This is a genomic window from Algibacter pacificus (genome assembly GCF_008033385.1).
In the GTDB taxonomy this organism is placed as follows: domain Bacteria; phylum Bacteroidota; class Bacteroidia; order Flavobacteriales; family Flavobacteriaceae; genus Algibacter; species Algibacter pacificus.
This window is the reverse complement of the sequence record NZ_VOGY01000003.1, coordinates 269,926-286,617: the sequence shown is the minus strand read 5'-3', so window position 1 is coordinate 286,617 and position 16,692 is coordinate 269,926. Positions and strand designations below refer to the sequence as shown.

Genomic DNA, 16,692 nt, shown 5'->3' with positions numbered 1-16,692 from the left:
ATGCTAAACCCACAAAAAGGATTTCACACTTATTATGTTTACATAATTACAAATAAATACCGTTCTACATTTTATATTGGAGTAACAAATAATTTAAAAGAACGCTTACAACAACATAAAACAAATATCATTGAAAAGAAGAAAACATTTGCAGCAAAATATAATATTGAATTTTTAGTGTATTACGAAAAACATACTTGGATTCAATTAGCCATTACCAGAGAAAAGGAATTAAAAAAATGGAGACGTGAGAAGAAATTAGCACTTATAAAAGAAAAGAACCCTTCTTTTAATTTTTTAAATAGTGAATTTGAATAGATTCCCACACAGTTTTGTCTTTTCGAATTTTTGGAAGAAATCACATAAAAGAAACTCTAGTTGTGTGCTCACGGTTATGAGACTTCTCAATACTTCGAAGTGACAAAAGGCTAGTGTTTTTTCGTAGAGCTTGTCATTTCGACGCTAGGAGAAATCTCATAAAGAAACTCTAGCTGAGTGCTCACGGCTATGAGACTTCTCAATACTTCGAAGTGACAAAGGTTAGTGTTTTTTTCGTAGAGCTTGTCATTTCGACGCTAGGAGAAATCGCATAAAGAAACTCTAGTTGGCGTGCTCACGGTTATGAGACTTCTCAATACTTCGAAGAGATAAAAGGTTTGTGTTTTTTTCGTAGAGCTTGTCATTTCGACGCTAGGAGAAATCTCATAAAGAAACTCTAGCTGAGTGCTCACGGCTATGAGACTTCTCAATACTTCGAAGTGACAAAGGTTAGTGTTTTTTTCGTAGAGCTTGTCATTTCGACTCTAGGAGAAATCGCATAAAGAAACTCTAGTTGGCGTGCTCACTGTTATGAGATTTCTCAATACTTCGAAGTGACAAAGGTTAGTGTTTTTTTCGTAGAGCTTGTCATTTCGACGCTAGGAGAAATCGCATAAAGAAACTCTAGCTGAGTGCTCACGGCTATGAGACTTCTCAATACTTCGAAGTGACAAAGGCTAGTGTTTTTTCGTAGAGCTTGTCATTTCGACGCTAGGAGAAATCTCATAAAGAAACTCTGGCTGAGTGCTCACGGCTATGAGACTTCTCAATACTTCGAAGTGACAAAGGTTAGTGTTTTTTTCGTAGAGCTTGTCATTTCGACGCTAGGAGAAATCGCATAAAGAAACTCTAGTTGGCGTGCTCACTGTTATGAGACTTCTCAATACTTCGAAGAGATAAAAGGTTTGTGTTTTTTTCGTAGAGCTTGTCATTTCGACGCTAGGAGAAATCGCACAAAGAAACTCTAGTTGGCGCGCTCACTGTTATGAGACTTCTCAATACTTCGAAGAGATAAAAGGTTTGTGTTTTTTTCGTAGAGCTTGTCATTTCGACGCTAGGAGAAATCGCATAAAGAAACTCTAGTTGGCGTGCTCACGGTTATGAGACTTCTCAATACTTCGAAGTGACAAAAGGCTAGTGTTTTTTCGTAGAGCTTGTCATTTCGACGCTAGGAGAAATCTCATAAAGAAACTCTAGTTGGCGTGCTCACGGTTATGAGACTTCTCAATACTTCGAAGTGACAAAAGGTTAGTGTTTTTTCGTAGAGCTTGTCATTTCGACTCTAGGAGAAATCGCATAAAGAAACTCTAGTTGGCGTGCTCACTGTTATGAGATTTCTCAATACTTCGAAGTGACAAAGGTTAGTGTTTTTTTCGTAGAGCTTGTCATTTCGACGCTAGGAGAAATCGCATAAAGAAACTCTGGTTTGTATGTTCACTGTTATGGTGACTTCTCTAAAAATTGAAGTGACAAAAATTTGATGAGTATGCTCTCTGAGCCTTTAGCTAAACAACGATACCAAAAAAGATTAACAAAACTTAATCCCGTTTTTGTTTTAAATAAATATTATAAAGCAGTCCGAACATGATTAGAAACACCCCAAATAAAGTCCATAAGGTATAAATTTCATCAAACCAAAAAGCGCCAATAACAATCATAAAAATAACCTCTAAATATTTTAAAGGCACAACAACGTTGGTTTCTCCAGATTGCAAGGATTTCGTCATAAAAATCTGACCAACATATCCAAAAACACCCAAGCTTAATAAAAGTAACCACTCGGTTAAATTAGGGGTTTTCCAATATTTTATAGACATAATTCCACCAATAACAAATGCAAAAACCATAAAATAATTAATAATGACTAAAGGGTTTTCGGAATCTCCTAATTTTCGAATTACCACAAATATTAGCCCTAAAAAAATGGCCGATAAAATAGCAAAAATAACGCCCAAAGAATTTACATCTGCTCCAAAACCTTTAATCACTAAAACACCAAGAAAAGCTATTAAAAACAACAGCCATTGTATTGGTTTAATCCGTTCTCTTAAATAATATAAAGCAAACAATGCAGCAAAAATAGGCGATGTATATCGTAATGAAACCGCTGTACCTAAGGACATGTAATTTAAAGATTGAAAAAAACAAGTTAAAGAAATAACCCCAAAAATGCCGCGTAAAACCAATAGCTTTTTGTTATTTCCTAAAACAGGAATCTTAGCTTTTACAATTAATGGCACCGTAAAAAACAAGGTTCCTATAGATCTAAAAAACACAATTTGATAGGCACCAAAATCATCTAAATATTTTACTACCGTATTCATTAATGAAAAGGCAATAACACTAAAAATCATATAAAAAATAGGCGTTGAGCTTTTCATAAAAAAACAATAGTTTTTGTTAAATTTTAGAGAAAAATAAAATATAAGGAGTATCTCTTCTAATTAAAAAGGATTTTACTTTACCAAAACACCTTTTACTTGCATAAGCGGCAAGGGTTGTAAAGCTTTTAAATTAATGGTGTTTTCACGGAATAAGTAAGTTTTATCGAACATTTTATTGCCTTCGAAGAAAGAGACTTTAAACGTGTTATTTATCTTAAATAAGTCGTCATGCATTAATTCTATTTTGGCATAACTCTTTTTAGGAAGCTTGTCGAGTTTCTTTCTAAAAGTAGATGTTATTTTATCTTTAGAATAGCCACTGGTCACAATAAGTATCATTTCTAAATCAACGTCTTTATCATTTATAATGTATGCATTCCAGTCTTGCGTTTTATAAATAGCATTGTATTCGTTAACTATAGCAACGTAAACGTCTTCAACTTCTGGGATGGTGATATCTTCTTTCATTTGGCAAAAATACAAATCTATTCAAAATAAGGGTTAGAATATGTGCTGGAAATAATAACCATTAAATTATAAATTTCCATGTGTTTAAATAAAATATCTTACTCATATAAAGTGATGAGGTTATTTTTTTAAGGCCAGCCGACTACAAATTACTATTATACAAAGGAACAAATAATTTTACCGTTTTTTTAAATCAAAAATTTTAGGAACACCCAATAATTGGAACTCTAAATACATGATAACAATGAAAAACTATTTTTATAGAGCGTTAAATAATAGCTTATATTTTATGTATTTTTGGCACACATAATAATTATACTTGTGCTTGATTTTAAAATTGAAAAGAATTAAAATATGCTATTTTTCATGAAGGTAAAATTTCTAAAACATTAACAGATACGCTAGATTAATATATCTAAAAAAACAAGCTTTACTTAAAAAGATAAAGCTTCCAACTTTTCTAATGACAAAATATTTTTTTTTTCTTCTATTAGTTTTTATTCTAACTCCAGTTAGTGCTTCTTGCCAAGAAACACAAGCTATTCAACAAGAAATAGACAACTACATTTCGCAAGCCAAGTTAGACTCGGCTAAAATATACATTAAAAACCAAACGGCTAAACAACATAAAAGTGAAGTTAAAAATGCTCTAAACTACCAGTTAGTAAAAGTGCTTTTTATGCAATCTGCTTACAACGAAGCTTTAACTGAAGCCTTTTATTCTTTAGATACTATAGATAACGAACAAGAAAAGGTGAAATTTAATTTTATGATTGGTGTAATATATTCGGTTATTTCGGATTACGATAAATCTATAGAGTACTTTGATTTAGTTATAAAAAACAACCAAGCCCCCCCTCTATCCGTTCAAACTTTTTTATTATTATCTAATCTTCACTTAAGTAAAAACGATTCTCTTAATGCTGGAAACTCTTTAACAAAAGCTTACAAACTAACAAAAACCTCTACATTAGACAACAAAACAAAGAACCACGTTGCAATGCAATACAGTTTTTATACCAAAAACTATGAGCGCTGTAAGGAACTTAATTTAAAAGCTATAAGAGATACTACAAGTTTTTTAAACACCAAAAGCTATGCGTATTCAATGTTAGGAGATTGCTTAGTAAAACAAGACTCTTTAATAAGTGCAACTACTTATTATGATGAGTTTTTAAAACTTACATTAGAAACAAAAGACCCTGAACAAATTAAAGTAGCAGCAAGTAAATTAATAGAGGTATACGAAAAATTAGGCTATCAAGAAAAAGCAAATGCCTATCATAAAATTTATAACGAAGCTGTAAATGATTCATTAAGTTTTTCGGTAGAAAAATATAGAGATTTATACAATATTGAGAAAAACAGAGAATTAAAAAGTGTTAAAACCAAAAATATAGTAAGGACTCTTCTTTTCGGTTTAATAATCTTGTTATTGTTTATAATTGGAGTTTACCATTACAAGAAACTTAAAAAAGAAAACAATGAACTATTTGAGTCTTTTAAAAGAACTCCAAGTAAAAAAATAAGTATTAGTGATAGCGAAATAGCAAAAATAAAAGCAGCAATTAGCAAGTTAAAAAAGGAACAATTATTTCTAAAACCTAACATTACAAGAAAATCTTTTTGTGAAGAAAGTAGCATAAAATCCGAACGTTACTTAAGCCAATTTATAAATGAAAATTACCAAAATTCTTTTTCAGTCTTCATAAATAATTTAAGAATAGAATACGCATACAACCGTATATTAAAAGACAATAAATTTAGAAATTACAAGGTTGAAGAGATCGCCAAAGAGAGCGGTTTTGGATCTAAAAAAAGTTTTGAACGAGCCTTTTTAGCAAAATACAACCAAACTCCTTTTAAACTAATTTCTAATCTAAAAGACTAACTTTATTACACTTACACAAGGTCAATTCGCGAAATGACGCAACAAATCTGGTAATCATTATCCACACACACCCTTTTTGGGATATCCTTTAAGTAAGTTTGACATAGTAATTATTTCATGCTTCTATTGCATGGCAAACTATTAAAATTATACTTTTAAAAATTATCAGAAATGAAAAAAACAACTTTTATTATCCTAACCTTTTTCTGTTTTTCAGGATTAGCTAATGCACAATTTTTCAAAAAATTAGGAGATAAAATTGAAAAAGCAGCAGAAAAATCTGTGGAACAAAGGGTAGAGCAAAAAACAAGAAAAGCAACCGAAAAAGCCTTTGACTCTACGTTTAACAAAAAAATAAAAAATAAAAAAGGTAGCACAAATATATCAACGATATCCAAAGTAAATTCTCCAGAAAATTACAGCTTTAAACATAAAGCTGTTATGAAAATGCAATCCGGAAAACAGATTCAAGATTTTGAATATTATTTACCTGAAACCAACACTTTTTTTGGGGTTAAAATAAAAGATGAAAAAATGAAGGACGAACTTACAATTGTGTACGATTCACAACTTGAAACTATATTTACTTTTATGGAAAACAACGGTCAAAAATTTAAAATGGGAGTTGAGTTTAAAACCAATACCACATCTGATGAAACTGCTTTTTACGAGATTAAAGCCACCGGAAACAGTAAAACAATTATAGGTTATCATTCTAAGGAATACAAAATAAAAGGAGAAAAAGTAACAGCTACTATTTGGGTAACTAAAGATGTAGATTTTCATTTTCCGAGCACATTTCAATCTCATAAAAAAGGAGAAAACATTAACCAAGCATGGATGAAGGATATTGAAGGCTGGGTTATGGAGATGGACATGATAGACACATCTAAACGTAAACCACAAACTATAACCATGCAGTGTTTATCCATTACACAATCCAACCTTGAAATAAACTCAAGTAATTATAACAATTTGAGGTATTAATTTTATAAAAAAACGCACAACACTAGTAATCATGCTAATATGACTAATTAGCTGTTCCGGTTTAACTGGAAAAGAAATAGCAAGATTAGCCATTAACAAAGTAAGTACTAAGGGGCATGTTACAACTAAAGAAGCCATACTATATTTTAAAAAAGGAGAAGAAATAGTGTTTTGGTCTGATATGGATTTTTGAGTATGAAGGCGATTTAAAAATTCTATTTAACGTAAAAATATTTAAGGGAGATGCCAAAATTGTTACTTTAAATATAGACCCAACTAATAAAAAACTAATATTAAACGAGTTAAAGTCTAATGTTATTGGTAAAACCAAATGGCGTTTTTCTGGTAAAAACCACATATTAACTATTGAGGAAGATGCTAATTATAGAATTTCAAGTATTCTAGTTGCTTCAGAAAACCCTAGTCTAAAAATTAATAAAGCCGAATTAGTTCTCTAAAAATAACTAGAAATGAAAAACATAACCCTTGCTTTAATTTGCTTAACGCTATTGTTTAGTTGTAAAAAAGCCCCTAATAAAACTATAAAGCAAAACAAAAGCGCAACACGAATAACGAATTATAATTGCGCCAATTTTTTTACTAAAGGAGACTACTCAACATTATGTATTAGCGATGGTAAGTTACCTTACACCACTACAAAAGATAATAGAGCCAACGAGATTCACTGTACTTACCTTTTAACCAAAGATAGTGTTCCGTCTCTAAATGCGGTAAAAGTTTCATTTTCGTCTTATGCAACTGCAAAAGACGCTTCTAGAACTTTTAAAGCAATTAGAGAAAAGACCAAAGAAAATAAAACAGAATTTAAAATACGAGACGCAGAAGCTTACTTAGTATCCGCGTCTTCCAATAATAAAAAAAACAATGTAAAATATTTAAGGTTTTATTATAAAAATGTAATGATAAACATAGGTATTACCTATTACAAACCTTGGATTAAAAAAACCCCTTGTTTTTATGACGATAAAGAACTTAAAAAGCTAGCTGAACTTGTTTACGACAATATTAAGGAACAATAAAAATTAATTATTTTAGAATACATTTATGAAAACATATAATTTAGGCCATATTTTTCTCGTCTTATGTTTAAGTTTAAATTTAAACGCGCAAGACACTCCAAGTAATAACAACTGTTCCGGAGCCAGAAATATTGTATTAGGAAACCAAATATTTGGTAGTTTAGATTTTGCAACAAACTCTGGAGAAAACACTTCATGTAGTCTTAATACAAGAGATCTTTGGTATTCTTTTTCTGCTCCGGCATCTGGAGAAGTTAAAATTAATTTATCTGGCGGAGGTATAATGCGCTACTCTATAGTTAAAGATTGCACTAACTACACAGAAGTTGCATGTGGTAACCAAGGCGAAACAACAGTTAACAATTTACAATCAGGAGATTTTTACTTTATTTTCATAGAAAAATACACCTTAGCCTGTAGAGGGGATTGCGATTTAGAATTTGCACTTACAATAACAGCACACACACTATCTACAAACAATGCTGTAATAAATGCGCTAAATTATTATCCAAATCCAATTAAAAATGAGTTGATAATTAATGCAAACACAAAAATAACTAGTGTAAAAATCTTTAATGTTTTAGGAGAACAATTAATAAACACTAAAGAAAATGCAAATAATACTAAAATAGATTTTAAAAACCAACCTTCCGGAATTTACTTTGTTAAAGTGTACTCTAATAATAGTGTAGAAGATTTTAAAGTTTTTAAACAATAAATTGGTTAAAAGCCATACTCATGAAAATAAAAAACCTAGTTTCAACTATAGTTGTAGTTTTGTTCTTTTTCTTGTAAAAATAAAACGTTAGATACTAAAATTGAAACTCTAAAAAACGATACTACCCCCTTAATTCCTTTGGACAATAAAAAGGAATTAGAAAAAATTAATAATACAGTACAAAATTTTAACACGGTTTTAAAAAAAAGAGAAGCATAACCATACAGAAACAACCAAATTCTCTGTCTTTAGATAAAGAAGAAATAGTAAAGCTATATATAAATTAATGTTTCTTATTATTAAATACCATCTGTTTTTTATAAAATTTAAGGCGTATTTTACTCTAAGTATAACTTTAGACTACTAGGCCATTTCTTAATATACCGCTTTATTGATAATTATTTATACACCCATTTTGGGTTTTAAAAATAACGTTGTATTCGTTTACTGCAGCAACGTGAACACCTTGAATTTGCGAAATTTTAATATCTTTTTTTCATCTGGCAAAAACACGAATCTATTCAAAATAAGAATTAGAATATTGCTTTGTTATTAAACCTTTTAAATTATAAACTACTAGGTGCTTAAATAAAGTCTCTTTCCCATATAAATCGAATAAATTATGTTTCTTGAAAGCCAGGTTATCAATTCTTAAAAAGTAAATTTTTACAGCTAATCTTAAATTTACATCTGGCTTAATATCGCCTTGTTCTTGCGCACTTTTCAGCAAATTAAACACAGTTGAAAAAGCCAATTCTTCTGTAAAATCCAGAAATAATTTATAAGCTTTTGGGTAGTATTTTTCTAGTCCAAAAATAAAAGAGGGCTTGAAGTATTTTAAATACTCAAACCCTCTTTCGTAAATTAAAACAACACAAAAAACAGGATCGTTGCTGTTGCAAGCAACAATCCTATTAATTTCTTCTTTATAATCATTCAATAAATTCTCTAAACTAGAGGACACTAAATCTGCTTTAGTTTTATAGAATGTATAAATTGTTTTTTTAGAAATGCCTAAAGTTTGTGCTATTTCATCTAGTGAAACATGTTTACTTCCCTGTTTTGTAAACTTGGTAATAGCACAACGTAGCAAGTCTTTTTTGGTTATCATTTCATATTATTTCCATCCGCCACCAAGTGCTTCGTATAAATTCACAATAGAAACTAACTGTTGTAATTTTGAATCTATTACATTAAGTTCTGCACTTAAAGCACTTTGTCTGGCTGTTAATAAATCTAGATAATTAGCATAACCGTTTTTAAGTAACTCTTCGGAGTTTGCTTCGGCGGTGCGTAAAGCTTCAACTTCATTTTTTCTAAATTGAAATTTTTCCGTTTCAGCTTGATAAGAATATAAGGCGTTAGAAACTTCGTTTCCTGCAACCAATAGTGTTTTCTTAAAATTTAATAAAGCACTTTCTTGATTGGCAAGCGCCACTTCTTTTTGAGTTTTAAGTTTTCTTTGGTTTAATAACGGTTGTGTTAATCCACCAACTACCGTTGCAAATAATGAACTGGTGCTAAATAAATTATCCAACTCTAAACTTTGTAAACCTCCAGAAGCGGTTAAGGTTAACGATGGATAAAAGTTGCTATTTGCTACATTGGTTAGCTCGAAAGCATTAATTAAACCGTACTCGGCCGCCATAACATCGGGGCGATTATTTAATAAGTTTGCAGGAACACCAAGAGTAATATCTTGTTGAATGTTTTGAGCATCTAAACTACTGCGTTCAAAATGTTGCGCCGTTCTACCTAATAAAATACTTAATGTATTTTCTGCTTTAAAAATAGCAGTTTCAATATCTATCAATAAAGCTCTGGCACTGTTGTATTGTGCTATATTTTGGTCTACAGCTACTTGGGTAACTTGCCCTGCATCTTTAAGTGCTTTTATAGTTTCTACACCACTTTTTCTAGTGGCAATAGTTTCTTTAGTCACTTCCAATTGTGCGTCTAAAGCTAACAAGTTGTAATAGGTGCTTGCGATACTAGCAATCAGTTGTGTTTTTACGGCTTGATGCCCAGCAACACTTTGCAAATATGCAGCTTGAGTAGCGCGTTTATTACTTCTTATTTTTCCCCAAATATCGGCCTCCCAAGATAAGTTTGCAGTCACATCATAAGTATCTAAACCACCACTGAATATTGAACCAAACTGACTGTTTTCTGAAAACTCTTGACGTGTATAATTAGATCCCACACTTAATGTTGGAAAATAGCCTGTTTTCCCTTGTTTAGCATAAGCATTGGCAGCTGCCATTTGCTGAATAGCAATACGGACATCCATGTTATTTTCTAGACCTTCTGCGATGTATTGGTTTAGAAATGAATCTGTAAATAGGTTTTTCCAAGATACGTCGGCCATAGACATACTGTCGGTTGGCAAATTATCCGTACGATAAAGTGCTTCGGTTGTTGCTGCTTCTGGTCGGTTGTATTCTTTAGCTACAAAACAACTTTGCAGAGTTACCAAAACCAGGCCTAAGAGCATAGTTTTAGTAACATTTTTATGATTTATAATCGATTTCATAGTTTTTATTCTTCAATAGTTTGTATTGCTGGTTTACTAGAAATTTTTTCTTGTAACCATTGAAATAATATAAATAAAATAGGAATGACGAAGACTCCTAAAAGTGTTCCAATTAACATACCTCCTGCTGCGCCGGTACCAATGGAGTTGTTACCTTCCGATCCTACACCTTTTGCTAAAACTAAAGGCATTAATCCTAAAATAAAAGCAAACGAGGTCATTAAAATTGGACGCAAACGTGCTTTGGCTCCATGGATGGCTGCATCAACTATAGGTTCACCATTTTTTCGTCGTTGTAAAGCAAACTCAACAATAAGAATGGCATTTTTAGCGAGTAGACCAATAAGCATGATTAAGGCAATTTGGAAGTATATATTGTTTTCTAAACCAAAAAATTTAGTGCTTATGTAAGCTCCAAATACACCAAATGGTAATGAGAATATCACAGCAAATGGCAATAAGTAACTTTCGTATTGTGCACTTAATAAAAAGTAAACAAACAGAATACTTAATATAAAAATAAAGGTAGTTTGGTTACCTGCATTTACCTCTTCACGTGTTAAACCAGAATAAGCTACCGTATAATTGCTAGGTAATTTTGCGACTTCTTCTTCTATAACTTTAATAGCATCACCAGTACTGTAACCAGCGTTTGTAGCACCTGTTATGGTTGTAGAATTAAAAAGATTAAAACGTGTTACCGATTGTGGTCCATACACGCGCTTTAACTTAACAAACTGTGTAATTGGTGTCATGGCTCCGCTATCTGTTCTTACATACATACTGTTCAATGCGCTCTCATTAGCTCTATCTTCTGGCAAAGCCTGGATGTAAACTCTAAATTGCTTTCCAAATTTCGAAAAATCTGAAGCATAAATCCCACCAATATAACCTTGTAATGTTGAAAATATACTACTTACCGATACACCTTTTTCTTTTGCTAACGGTACATTAACTTCCATTTCGTATTGCGGATAATTTGTACTAAAAGAAGATTGTGCGTATTTAATTTCTGGATGACTCATTAAAGCCATAGAAAAATCTTTATTGGCTTTATCTAAATCTGTAAACTCGCCACCAAACTTATCTAATAAATTAATTTCGAAACCTGATGAGTTACCAAAACCACGAATACTAGGAGGTGAAAAGAATATAATATTAGCATCAGGTATTCCTGCTGCTATACCAAATAATTTTCCTGTAATGGCTTGTGCAGATAAGGACTCGTCTTCACGTTCATCCCAGTTTTTAAGTTTTATAATACCAAAACTATAATTGCTACCAGCTCCACTTATTAAACTTCTACCTTTAATAAAGTTTACAGCTTCAATGCCTTCTATGCCTTCAATTTGAGCATATAATTTTCTTGAAACAGCATCTGTTCTATCTAATGATGCTCCTGGCGGTAATTCGATGTTAGCAAAAACAATCCCTCTATCTTCATTAGGTACAAAGCCTGTTGGTGTTGTGGTTGAAGCCCAATAAATACCAACTCCTGCAATAATTAATAATAATACCGAAACAAATTTTCTTTTGTATAAAAACTGTAGCGATCTTCCATATTTTTCGATAGTGGCATTAAAACCACGATTGAATACAGTATAGAATCGCTTAAGCGGTCCTTTTCCTTTTAACTCCTCATCGCCTTTATGTTCTTTTAATAATAAAGCACATAAAGCCGGACTCAGTGTTAAGGCATTTACTGCCGAAATTAAAATGGCTATAATTAATGTAACACCAAACTGCTCATAAAAAACCCCTGTTGGCCCCGTTACAAATGTTACAGGAATAAATACCGCCGCCATAACTAAAGTAATCGAGATAATAGCACCAGAAATCTCATTCATTGCTGTTAACGTTGCTTTTTTAGGGTTGTGTTCCCCTTCGTCCATTTTAGCATGAACCGCTTCTACAACTACAATGGCGTCATCTACCACAATACCAATGGCTAACACTAATGCAAATAGCGTTAATAGGTTAATAGAATATCCAAAAACACTCAAGAAAAAGAAAGTACCAATAATAGATACTGGTACTGCAATTGCAGGAATTAGTGTAGAACGAAAATCTTGTAAAAAGATAAATACTACCAAAAACACTAATAAAAAAGCTTCTAATAAAGTACTAATTACCTTTTCGATAGAAGCGTTTAAAAATAAACTTGTATCATAAGGAACAAAAATGTCTAAACCTTCTGGAAGATCTGCTTTGACATCTTCTAAAGTAGACTTAATGTTTTCAATAATTTCTTGTGCGTTAGACCCTTTGGTTTGAAAAATCCCCATAAAAACTGCGGGATTCCCTTTACTCATAGCATTAGATGAGTAAGATTGAGCATCTAACTCAATAGTAGCTACATCTTTTAAACGTAAAAATTCTCCGTTTCCTAAAGCTTTAATAACGATGTCGCTATATTGACTTTCATCTTTAAAACGACCACTATAGGTTAAGGTATATGAAAAGGATTCACCATTATTTTCACCTAACGAACCTGCTGCTGCTTCTAAATTCTGCTCAGCTAAAGCCGCAGTAATATCTGAAGGTATTAAATTATAGGCTGCTAACTTTTCTGGGTTTAACCAAACTCGCATGGCATAATCTTGTTGCGAAAACACACTAACATCTCCAACACCACTAATACGCTGCATGGCAGGAATAACGTTAATTTTTAAATAATTCTGAATAAACGTGGCATCGTAGTTTTCACTTTCAGAATACATTGAAATAAACATCAACGCACTAGTTTCCTGTTTTTGTGTTACTACACCTGTTTGTGTTACCTCTTGCGGTAATAATGGAGTTGCTCTAGAAACACGGTTTTGCACATTTACAGCTGCAATATCTGCATCTGTTTCTTGATCAAAATACACGGTTATAGAAGCTGTACCATTGTTTGATGCTGTAGAAGTCATGTATGTCATACCTTCTACACCATTTATTTGTTCTTCTATAGGAATAATTACACTTTCTAAAACCGTTTCGGCGTTGGCTCCTGTATAGTTTGCAGACACCTGAATTGTTGGAGGTGCTATATCTGGATATTCCTCTATGGGTAGGGTTGTTATACTAATAATACCTAGCATAACTATGATAATAGATATTACGGTTGAAAGCACGGGTCTTTCAATAAATGTTTTTAACATGATTATAAAATTTCTAGGTTTTTAATTTTTGAAAAGTGTTGGCACTGGTTTTATAGCTTCTTCAAACGGTGTTTTTTGTGGCGAAATAACCATACCATTTCTTAATTTACCTACACCGGAAACTACAATAGTATCTGTTTTATCTACTCCAGATTCTATAACATATAAATTATCTACCGTTGCTTTTACTTTAACAATAGCCGTTTTAATGGTATTATTTTCATCTAGCTTAAAGACCATAATATTCCCTTGTTGCTCATAAGTAGCATCTTGAGGAATTACAATAGCATTTTCATAAACTTTTGGAATTTGAATTTTACCACTATTCCCATTAGTCAATAATTGATTCGGATTATTAAAAACAGCTCTAAAACTTACCGTACCTGTATTTTGATTAATTTGACCTGAGCTGGTTTCAATTTTTCCTTTTTCAGCATACATAGTTCCGTTTGCCAGAATCAAGCTTACTTCAGCAAAATTAGCTAGTTTTTCTTGCAGATTTTTGCCTTCTGTATTTTGTAAAAAATCTAAATATGCAGTTTCATTTAAACTAAAAAAAGCATATACTTTACTTATGTCACTTACTGTAGTTAATGCCAAAGCAGTAGTTGGGCTTACTAACGCACCTTCTCTAAAGTTAATAGCACCTACAAAACCATCGACCGGACTTTTAATAGTTGCGTAACCAATATTAGCAGAAACACTACTATAATTAGCTTTTGCTTGTGCCAAATTAGCTTTGGCTGTTTCTAATTGTACTGGGCTAATAATGTTTTTTTCTACAAGCGGAATTAATTTATTAACCTCTACTTGAGCTACATTAATACGAGCTTTTGCAGCACCAGCATCTTGACTTAAAGACTGTGTTTCTAATTTAAATAAAGCCTGTCCTTTACGCACTTTTTGGCCTTCGTCTACTAATACACTTTGGATATATCCAGAAACTTTCGCTCTCACATCCGAGTTTATAATACCTTCTAAATTTGTTGGATATTCTGCATAACCTATGACTGTTTTTTGTTCCAATTGCGACACCGGAAATGCCGGAGGTGGTGCTTGTTGTGTGGCAGCTGCTTGCTCTGCTTTATTACCACAGCTAAAAACAAGTAACATAACGCTTAGCGTTAATATGGAGTATAAATTATTCTTTTTCATTTTTTTTAACTTTAAATATGGAATTGGTTGTTGATTAATTTTTCTCTTAATTCTTTTACTGAAAATGTGGCTTCATCTATAAATTTGACATAATCGTTATGAAAACTTAAATCGAATTTATCTTCCTCTTTTTCAATTTTTAATTTGTTCTGTTTTTCTTTGTAATCTTTAATTTCTAAATGAATAGCTCGTTCTTCATCCCAATGGCTAATCATTCTATCTACATGTTGTATAATGGTGTTTTTATTAATGATAAAATATTTTTTACGATCGCCGGTTTTTGTGAAATATTCAATTTTATTTAAATCTTGCAAATGGTTTAAGTGGGTTGATATGGTACTTTTACTTGCACAAAGAATAGAAACCATATCTTCAAAAGTAACCCCTCTTTTTCCTGTAAGGATAACGTAAGCCAAAATACGTGCAGCAACTGGCGCCAATTGTTCTCTAGCCTCTAAATGCACACCTAGCTTTTCAACTAAGCTCATTTTTTTTTGACAAATTTCATCTTTCATTTTTAATATTTTTATATCTGTTTGTTTAAAACAAATGATTTATCTTTATAAAATTCTTTGCAAATATATGTTTAGTTCGGAACTAACCGAACTAAACGAAGTTAAAAAACTGTTAAATAAAAAAAGCCCGAAGGCTTTTTAAAAATTATTAAAAAAAAAGAGATTAAACTCAAGATACACTATTAGAACTGACCCGTAGGATAACATAACCAATAATCGCCGAAATAAAAGAACCTATAAGGATGCCTATTTTTGCAGAATCTATAAATTCTGGTGCAGAAACAAATGCCAAACTAGCAATAAATATAGCCATAGTAAAACCAATACCTGCTAAAAAAGCAACGCCTATAATTTGTTTAAAACTAATATCCTTAGGAATCTCTATCCATTTTAATTTTTGAGCAGCAAATACAATAGTAGTAATACCAATACCTTTTCCTAAAACCAAACATATGATAATATTAACCACTAAGCCTATATCTAGATGTTCTGAACCTGAAATTAATACTCCCGCATTAGCAAACGCAAAAATTGGAATGATAAAATAAGCTACCCACCCGTGTAAATTATGTTCTAAATGCTGTAATGGAGACTGAAACTTATAAGACCAATCATCCAAATTATCAACATATCTTATCTGTTCATGCGAAAGAATAGGCTTTTTAAGCACACTAGCTTGCTTAATATTCCGATATACATTTTCTAATTCAACTAAAAACGTAGACGTGTCAATTTTTTGCCTAATAGGCACAGAAAAAGCTAATAAAATACCGGCTATAGTAGGATGAATACCCGATTTTAAGAATAAAACCCAAATAACTACCCCAAAAATAAACATTAAAAACTTAGAGTAAATACCTTTATAAGACAACACATACAAAATTGTCAACATAGTTAACGCTAATAATAATAATGTTAAATTTATAGTTCCACTATAAAAAATGGCAATGACCAAAACAGCCCCAATATCATCCACAATGGCAAATGCGGTTAAAAATATTTTAAGACTTAAAGGTACCCGTTTACCAAGTACATTTAAAATAGCTAAAGAAAACGCAATATCAGTTGCCATGGGTATACCCCAACCTTTGGCCGTTTCTGGGCTTTCATTTAAAACTAAAAAGAACATTACGGGTACTAGCATACCGCCCAAAGCTCCAACCAAAGGAAAGGCAATTTTTTTAGGCGAATTGAGCTCCCCTATTAACAGTTCGCGTTTAATTTCTAGTCCAATTAAAAAAAAGAAAATAGCCATTAATCCATCGTTAATCCATAGAATTAAAGGCTTCTTAAACTCAAAAGTTTCTGTTATAATTCCTAAGTCATATTGCCAGAGTTCTCGATAAGTATCTCCATAAGGTGAGTTTGCCCAAACCAATGCCAACACGGTAGCAAACATGAGTAAAATACCACTAAAGCTTTCAATTTTTACAAATTTTTGAAAGGGTGTAAGAAAGACTCTTTTAATCATATAAATTAGCTTTTTAGAAATAAAATCAATACCAAATATAAGATTCAGAAGTCATAAAAACACTACAAT

The 16,692-nt window shown here is 31.8% G+C and carries 13 protein-coding genes; 5 read left to right on the top strand and 8 right to left on the bottom strand.

The window, feature by feature from the left end:
* Nucleotides 1–318 (top strand): GIY-YIG nuclease family protein, encoded by a 318-nt coding sequence (locus FQU21_RS06470; RefSeq protein WP_147677181.1) that lies wholly within the window; start codon nt 1–3, stop codon nt 316–318.
* A gap of 1,538 nt (nt 319–1,856) precedes the next feature.
* Here the strand turns inward: FQU21_RS06470 and FQU21_RS06465 are convergent.
* Both FQU21_RS06465 and FQU21_RS06460 read right to left on the bottom strand, forming a co-directional pair.
* Nucleotides 1,857–2,699, bottom strand: a complete 843-nt coding sequence (locus FQU21_RS06465) for a DMT family transporter (protein ID WP_246124777.1) — start codon at nt 2,697–2,699, stop codon at nt 1,857–1,859.
* Nucleotides 2,700–2,774: 75 nt separating this feature from the next.
* On the bottom strand, nt 2,775–3,170 hold the full coding sequence (locus tag FQU21_RS06460; RefSeq protein ID WP_147677180.1) for a hypothetical protein: 396 nt from the start codon (nt 3,168–3,170) through the stop codon (nt 2,775–2,777).
* Between the two features lie 463 nt (nt 3,171–3,633).
* On the opposite strand from FQU21_RS06460, the gene FQU21_RS06455 reads away from it, so the two are divergent.
* The 4 genes from FQU21_RS06455 to FQU21_RS06440 all read left to right on the top strand — a co-directional run bounded on the left by FQU21_RS06455 (nt 3,634) and on the right by FQU21_RS06440 (nt 7,806).
* Nucleotides 3,634–5,061: a helix-turn-helix domain-containing protein gene (locus FQU21_RS06455; RefSeq protein ID WP_147677179.1), complete on the top strand. Its 1,428-nt coding sequence runs from the start codon at nt 3,634–3,636 to the stop codon at nt 5,059–5,061.
* 171 nt (nt 5,062–5,232) lie between these two features.
* Nucleotides 5,233–6,048: a DUF4412 domain-containing protein gene (locus FQU21_RS06450; protein ID WP_147677178.1), complete on the top strand. Its 816-nt coding sequence runs from the start codon at nt 5,233–5,235 to the stop codon at nt 6,046–6,048.
* Nucleotides 6,049–6,518: 470 nt separating this feature from the next.
* Entirely contained in the window at nt 6,519–7,088 is a 570-nt protein-coding gene (locus tag FQU21_RS06445; RefSeq protein ID WP_147677177.1) for a hypothetical protein, read from the top strand.
* Nucleotides 7,089–7,113: 25 nt separating this feature from the next.
* Nucleotides 7,114–7,806, top strand: a complete 693-nt coding sequence (locus FQU21_RS06440) for a T9SS type A sorting domain-containing protein (protein ID WP_147677176.1) — start codon at nt 7,114–7,116, stop codon at nt 7,804–7,806.
* A gap of 517 nt (nt 7,807–8,323) precedes the next feature.
* On the opposite strand, the gene FQU21_RS06435 is transcribed toward FQU21_RS06440, so the two are convergent.
* The 6 genes from FQU21_RS06435 to nhaA all read right to left on the bottom strand — a co-directional run bounded on the left by FQU21_RS06435 (nt 8,324) and on the right by nhaA (nt 16,623).
* Complete coding sequence (locus FQU21_RS06435) at nt 8,324–8,917, bottom strand: TetR/AcrR family transcriptional regulator (protein WP_147677175.1); 594 nt, start codon at nt 8,915–8,917, stop codon at nt 8,324–8,326.
* A gap of 6 nt (nt 8,918–8,923) precedes the next feature.
* A complete protein-coding gene (locus tag FQU21_RS06430; protein ID WP_147677174.1) occupies nt 8,924–10,339 on the bottom strand; it encodes an efflux transporter outer membrane subunit in 1,416 nt (471 codons plus the stop codon).
* Between the two features lie 5 nt (nt 10,340–10,344).
* A complete protein-coding gene (locus tag FQU21_RS06425; RefSeq protein WP_147677173.1) occupies nt 10,345–13,482 on the bottom strand; it encodes an efflux RND transporter permease subunit in 3,138 nt (1,045 codons plus the stop codon).
* 21 nt (nt 13,483–13,503) lie between these two features.
* Nucleotides 13,504–14,637, bottom strand: a complete 1,134-nt coding sequence (locus tag FQU21_RS06420) for an efflux RND transporter periplasmic adaptor subunit (RefSeq protein ID WP_147677172.1) — start codon at nt 14,635–14,637, stop codon at nt 13,504–13,506.
* A gap of 11 nt (nt 14,638–14,648) precedes the next feature.
* Entirely contained in the window at nt 14,649–15,152 is a 504-nt protein-coding gene (locus FQU21_RS06415; RefSeq protein ID WP_147677171.1) for a GbsR/MarR family transcriptional regulator, read from the bottom strand.
* 169 nt (nt 15,153–15,321) lie between these two features.
* Nucleotides 15,322–16,623, bottom strand: coding sequence for a Na+/H+ antiporter NhaA (gene nhaA, locus FQU21_RS06410; protein ID WP_147677170.1), 1,302 nt, complete (start codon nt 16,621–16,623; stop codon nt 15,322–15,324).
* Nucleotides 16,624–16,692 lie beyond the last annotated feature (69 nt).